This is a genomic window from Bradyrhizobium sp. NAS96.2, from assembly GCF_001908235.1.
Taxonomy (GTDB): Bacteria; Pseudomonadota; Alphaproteobacteria; order Rhizobiales; family Xanthobacteraceae; genus Bradyrhizobium.
The window spans coordinates 1-4,838 of sequence record NZ_LGHK01000315.1 but is presented as its reverse complement, the minus strand read 5'-3'; the positions used below and the strand labels follow the sequence as shown (position 1 = coordinate 4,838).

The window sequence follows — 4,838 nt, the reverse complement described above, 5'->3', positions numbered from 1 at the left end:
CCCCGAGGTCGCCGCAGCGAGCCGCTGATCGAGCCGCGCGGAAGGCGACCGGCCGCCTGGCGCGTGTCGCACGCGACGGTCCGCGCACCCCATACTTTCGTTGGCAGTAGTCTCCCGGAATGCAGTCTGGCGCTGCACTTGCATAGCTGAATCAGGTGCTGGGGCGCCGATTCGTCGTGGTCTCGCCTGCGACGGCAATGTTGCGGGCGAATGGTTGGTGATGCGCGCCCGCAGCTGATCGAGATCTGCGGAGACGACAACATGCACGTTCTCACACGTGTGGCGGTTCTGCTTGGGGCGATGTCGCTGACATCGCCGACCCTGGCGCGCGACGACGGCCGCTACGCCAACTCGCCTTTAAAGCCCTGGTTTGAAAGCCTGCACAGCGGCTATGGACAATGCTGCTCGGACGCCGACGGATCGGTGGTTGCCGATCCGGACTGGGAATCGGATCACGGCCACTATCGCGTGCGCATCGACAGCGAATGGGTCGTGGTGCCTGACGCGGCCCTGATCACCGAGCCGAACAAGGTCGGGCGAACCATGGTGTGGAAGCACTATATCGACGGCCATCCGCGCATACGCTGCTTCATGCCGGGCAGCATGACCTGAAGCGCTGCCTCACGCGGGCGTGCGGCGCGTGAGGAAGCGCGTGATCACGTCGCCAAGCGCGGCGTGGTCGAGCCGCTCGGTCAGTGACGCCTTGGCGGTGTCGACCACGGCATCGGGCGCCAGACCGCGGCGCAGGTCGCACAGCGCGTCGGCGTAGTCGGCGGTGAATTCCGGATGCGGCTGCACCGACAGCGTCGTGCCGTTGGAATAGAGCAGCCCGGCATGCGGCGTGAATTCGGACGACATGATGGTGCGTGCGGAGGCCGGCGGGATGATCACCTGGTCCTGGTGTGACGCGGCCACCGCGATCGTCTCGCCCTCGAGCAGGTCGTTGTCCGGCGCCAGTTGATAGACGTGCCGGCCGATGCCCCAGCCCTTTTCGGACTTGCGCACGGTGCCGCCGAGCGCCTGCGCGATCAACTGATGGCCGAAGCAGACGCCGACCATCGGAACATGCTGGTCATGGGCCGCGCGCACGAAGGCTTCGAGCGGTGCAATCCATTCGACATCGTCATAAACGCCCGCCGCAGATCCCGTGATCAGGATCGCGTCCAATGCGGCAGGACCCGGCAGCGCCTCGCCCTTAGCGACGCTCACGACGTCGCAGCTCAGAGATGGATCTGATGCGGCCACCATCCGCTGGAACATCTGCGGATAGCTGCCGTGGCGCTCGCGGTATTGCGGGCTGACGAGCCCGGTTTCGATGATGGTGATGCGGGGCATGAAACGCGCTGACGGAGGAGCGGGGATGACCCAGCCTTTACTCCGAAAGCGCTGATAGACACAAGCTCTGCACACCCGTCATTGCGAGCGAAGCGAAGCAATCCATTGCTCCGCGGGCGGATAGATGGATTGCTTCGTCGCTATCGCTCCTCGCAATGACGGGGATGCAAATCGGCAGATCCCAGGATGAGAGGATGTCCGGCGCCGGATCGTCGATCAATTCTGCGACGGTGCCGCCGCGTCGATCGTCGCGGTGTGCTGCGCTGCCGGTGTCGTAACGATGATGGCCGGCGACGTCGCCACGATCGCCGGTGTCGTGCTGACGATCGCAGGCTCGGTGCGGTAGCGCGGCAGCTGATCCTCGAGCGAATAGCCGACGCAGAGCGCGAGGCTCGACCACACCGCCATGCTGAAATACAGCGACATCCAGGCGATCTCCTCGCGCCACTCGGCGATGTCATGGGTTACGACCCAGCGCCGGCTGACGTCGCGCAGCCCGTCGAGCGGATGCAGCAGCGTGCCGCCGGCGGCGAGGTTGGCGCGCCAGCGGTTCAGGTACATCGGGACGTCGATGGTCATCAGGAAGGCGAGGAAGGCGGCGATGCCGACGATCGCGACGATGAAGGCCCAGCGCACCGGGCCATGGAACTCCGGCAGCAGCCGGCACAGCGCGATCCCGACCAGGAAGAACACCACGGCCCAGATCGAGTTCTCGATTGCGTTGCAGAGATAATGGGTGGTCAGCACCGCATACCAGGAGAAGCATTCCGCGATTACGATCAGCGGCACGATGATCCAGGCGATGGTCACGGTGGTCTCGGCGCCGGTCATGGTGCCGAGCTGATGCAGGATGATCGCCCATTGCGCGGCGAAGCAGACCTCGGCGACGGTGGCGACGGTGCGGCCGACCACGACGCTCGACAGCCAGGTGTCGAACAGGCAGATGCGCTGCACGTCGGCGCGCGGCAGCACCGAGCGGAACGCGCAGCCGAACACATAGGCCGCGCAGAGCAGCAGCATCAGGCCGATGCCGGATGTGTTGCTGAAGCTGCCGTTGGATTGCTCATGGAACTGGCGATACAGCGCGAACCAGACCGCGATGTTGGCGGCGCTGACGAGGCTCAAGAGACCCCACCACCGGACCACTGGATTCGACCAAGCCAGCGAAACCGGCCGTGCCCGCCGTTCCATGCTCATTCACCGCTCCGCGTGTAACCGAATTGATATTGAACTGTAGTAATTCTGTCATAGAAGGACGCGAATCACGACTAAAAAATGCGTGTGGCGCGGGGCCGGGCGGCTACGGATTGTGACAGCGTTTGTGACAGCGCGGCGATTGTGACAGTGAGCGGCGGCCCGGCGTTTGTGACAACGCGTAGCCCGCCAAACTCCTCTCTCGTCATTCCGGGATGCGCCGAAGGCGCAGGCCCGGAATCCATCGGGCCGCCGTGTCGCTGCCTGATGGATTCCGGGTTCGCGCTTCGCGCGCCCCGGAATGACGGCGGGGAAAACAAGGCCTTCGCGATCGTGATCGAATGTGACATCCGCGGCGGGTAGGCAGGCTCCGCCCGAACCTCTAGAGAACGGCTTCCTTTTTCGGGCCGCACCCGCACGGGCTGGCTTCAAGCGAAGGCGCCTTGTGACGACGGACATCACGGCCAGCTACGACCCGCTGCTGCGCAGGATCCACTGGGCGACGGCGGTCCTGTTCATCGCGGCGATGCTGATCGGGCTCTATTGCGGGCTGCAGCCGGCAGGGACTTCGCCGCGGCGCGAACTGCTCGAGCTGCACAAGTCGCTCGGCGTCACCCTGTTCTTCCTGGCGATCCTGCGGCTGATCGTGCGCGCGGCGACCACGGCGCCGCCGGAGCCGGGATCGTTCTCGCCGCTGGTGAAGATCGCGGCAAAGCTCAATCACTGGGCGCTCTACGCGATCCTGTTCGTGATGCCGGTGACCGGCTACATGGTCTCGTCGGCCGGCGGTTACTCGCTGCGCTATTTCTGGACCTTCAGCTGGCCGCGCCTGTTCGCCGACAACAAGGTGGTGGCGGAAGCCGGCGAACTCGCGCATGGCGCGCTCGCCTATGTCGTCTATGCCGTGGTGGCGCTGCATATCGCCGCGACGCTCTGGCATGTCGTCGTGAGGAAGGACGAGACGCTGGCGCGGATGTGGCCGCGCGCGAGCCGCAGTCCATCCTGAAGTTCAGGTTAGATCAGTCTAGCGGCAAACTTGCTGCACCTCTCCCGCTTGCGGGGGAGGTCGACGCGCGAAGCGCGGCGGGTGGGGGCTCTCTCCACGGTATGATTCGTGGAGAGAGCCCCCGCCCCAGCCCTCCCCCGCAGGCGGGAGAGGGGGGCGCAATCTTGTCGCGGTCGCAACTCGACCATCCCGGACTAACCGCGCAGCGCGGTTTCCGGAATCGTGCGGCGGACCACCTCGCGCATCGCGAAGCTGGAATGGATGCGGGCGACGCCCGGCATCCGCGACAGATGCTGCTTGTGGATGCGCTCGAAGTCGGCGATGTCGCGGGCGATGACCTGCAGATGATAGTCGTCGCTGCCCGACATCAGATGGCAGGACACGACGTCGGGACAGCGGGCGATCGCGGCCTCGAAGGCGGCGAGATAGTCCTCGCTCTGCTTCTCCAGCGTGATGGTGACGACGACCGTCGTGACGAGGCCAAGCGCTGACGGTTCGAGGTCGACGCGGTAGCCGCGGATCACGCCGATCTCCTCGAGATGACGGATGCGCCGCGCGCAGGCGGTCGGCGATAGCCCGACCTTCTCGGCAAGCTCGATCTGGCTGGCGCGGGCGTCGGCGACCAGTTCGGCGAGGATTCTGAGGTCGATACGATCGAGACCGTCCACGCAGCTTTCCTTCAAGAGCGAAGCCAACGACGAAGGATATGAGCGTATCTGGCTGTGGGCAAGCCGGAATTCGCTGAGAAACGCCGTGTGACGGGGCATAGCTTTGTGGTTGGCGGAAACCAATTTTGCAAGGAGCGGACCATGCGTGTCGGCGTGCCCAAGGAAATCAAGGTCGAGGAATATCGGGTCGGGCTGACGCCGGCCTCGGTGCGGGAATATGTGGCGCACGGCCATGAGGTCGTGGTGCAGCGCGGCGCCGGTGACGGCATCGGTGCCGGCGATGACGCCTACACCCAGGCCGGCGCACGGATCGCCGACACCGCCGAAGAGGTGTTCGCCGTCGCCGAGATGATCGTCAAGGTGAAGGAGCCGCAGCCGTCGGAATGGATCAGGCTGCGCGAGGGACAGATCCTGTTCACCTATCTGCATCTCGCGCCCGACGTGCCGCAGACCACGGGGCTGATCGCCTCCGGCTGCACGGCGGTCGCCTATGAAACCGTCACCGACGCGCATGGCGGGCTGCCGCTGCTGGCGCCGATGAGCGAAGTCGCCGGCCGGCTTGCGATCGAGGCCGCGGGTGCCGCGCTGCGCAAATCCGCCGACGGCATGGGCAAGCTGCTCGGCGGCGTGCCCGG

5 protein-coding genes and 1 pseudogene are annotated in these 4,838 nt (G+C 65.6%); 3 read left to right on the top strand and 3 right to left on the bottom strand.

Going from position 1 to position 4,838, the window contains the following annotated elements:
• Nucleotides 1-261: 261 nt before the first annotated feature.
• A complete protein-coding gene (locus AC628_RS40605; protein ID WP_074132399.1) occupies nucleotides 262-612 on the top strand; it encodes a hypothetical protein in 351 nt (116 codons plus the stop codon).
• Nucleotides 613-621: 9 nt separating this feature from the next.
• Here AC628_RS40605 and AC628_RS40600 read toward each other — a convergent pair whose 3' ends face one another.
• Nucleotides 622-1,335 (bottom strand): type 1 glutamine amidotransferase, encoded by a 714-nt coding sequence (locus tag AC628_RS40600; RefSeq protein ID WP_074132395.1) that lies wholly within the window; start codon nucleotides 1,333-1,335, stop codon nucleotides 622-624.
• 216 nt (nucleotides 1,336-1,551) lie between these two features.
• A complete protein-coding gene (locus AC628_RS40595) occupies nucleotides 1,552-2,526 on the bottom strand; it encodes a hypothetical protein (protein ID WP_245321586.1) in 975 nt (324 codons plus the stop codon).
• Nucleotides 2,527-2,974: 448 nt separating this feature from the next.
• On the opposite strand from AC628_RS40595, the gene AC628_RS40590 reads away from it, so the two are divergent.
• On the top strand, nucleotides 2,975-3,535 hold the full coding sequence (locus tag AC628_RS40590) for a cytochrome b (RefSeq protein ID WP_074132390.1): 561 nt from the start codon (nucleotides 2,975-2,977) through the stop codon (nucleotides 3,533-3,535).
• Between the two features lie 194 nt (nucleotides 3,536-3,729).
• Here the strand turns inward: AC628_RS40590 and AC628_RS40585 are convergent, their stop codons facing one another.
• Nucleotides 3,730-4,218, bottom strand: coding sequence for an Lrp/AsnC family transcriptional regulator (locus AC628_RS40585; protein WP_074132397.1), 489 nt, complete (start codon nucleotides 4,216-4,218; stop codon nucleotides 3,730-3,732).
• A 126-nt stretch (nucleotides 4,219-4,344) separates the two neighbouring features.
• Between AC628_RS40585 and AC628_RS40580 the strand changes: the two are divergent.
• A pseudogene (locus tag AC628_RS40580) lies at nucleotides 4,345-4,838 on the top strand (alanine dehydrogenase); the annotation flags it as partial.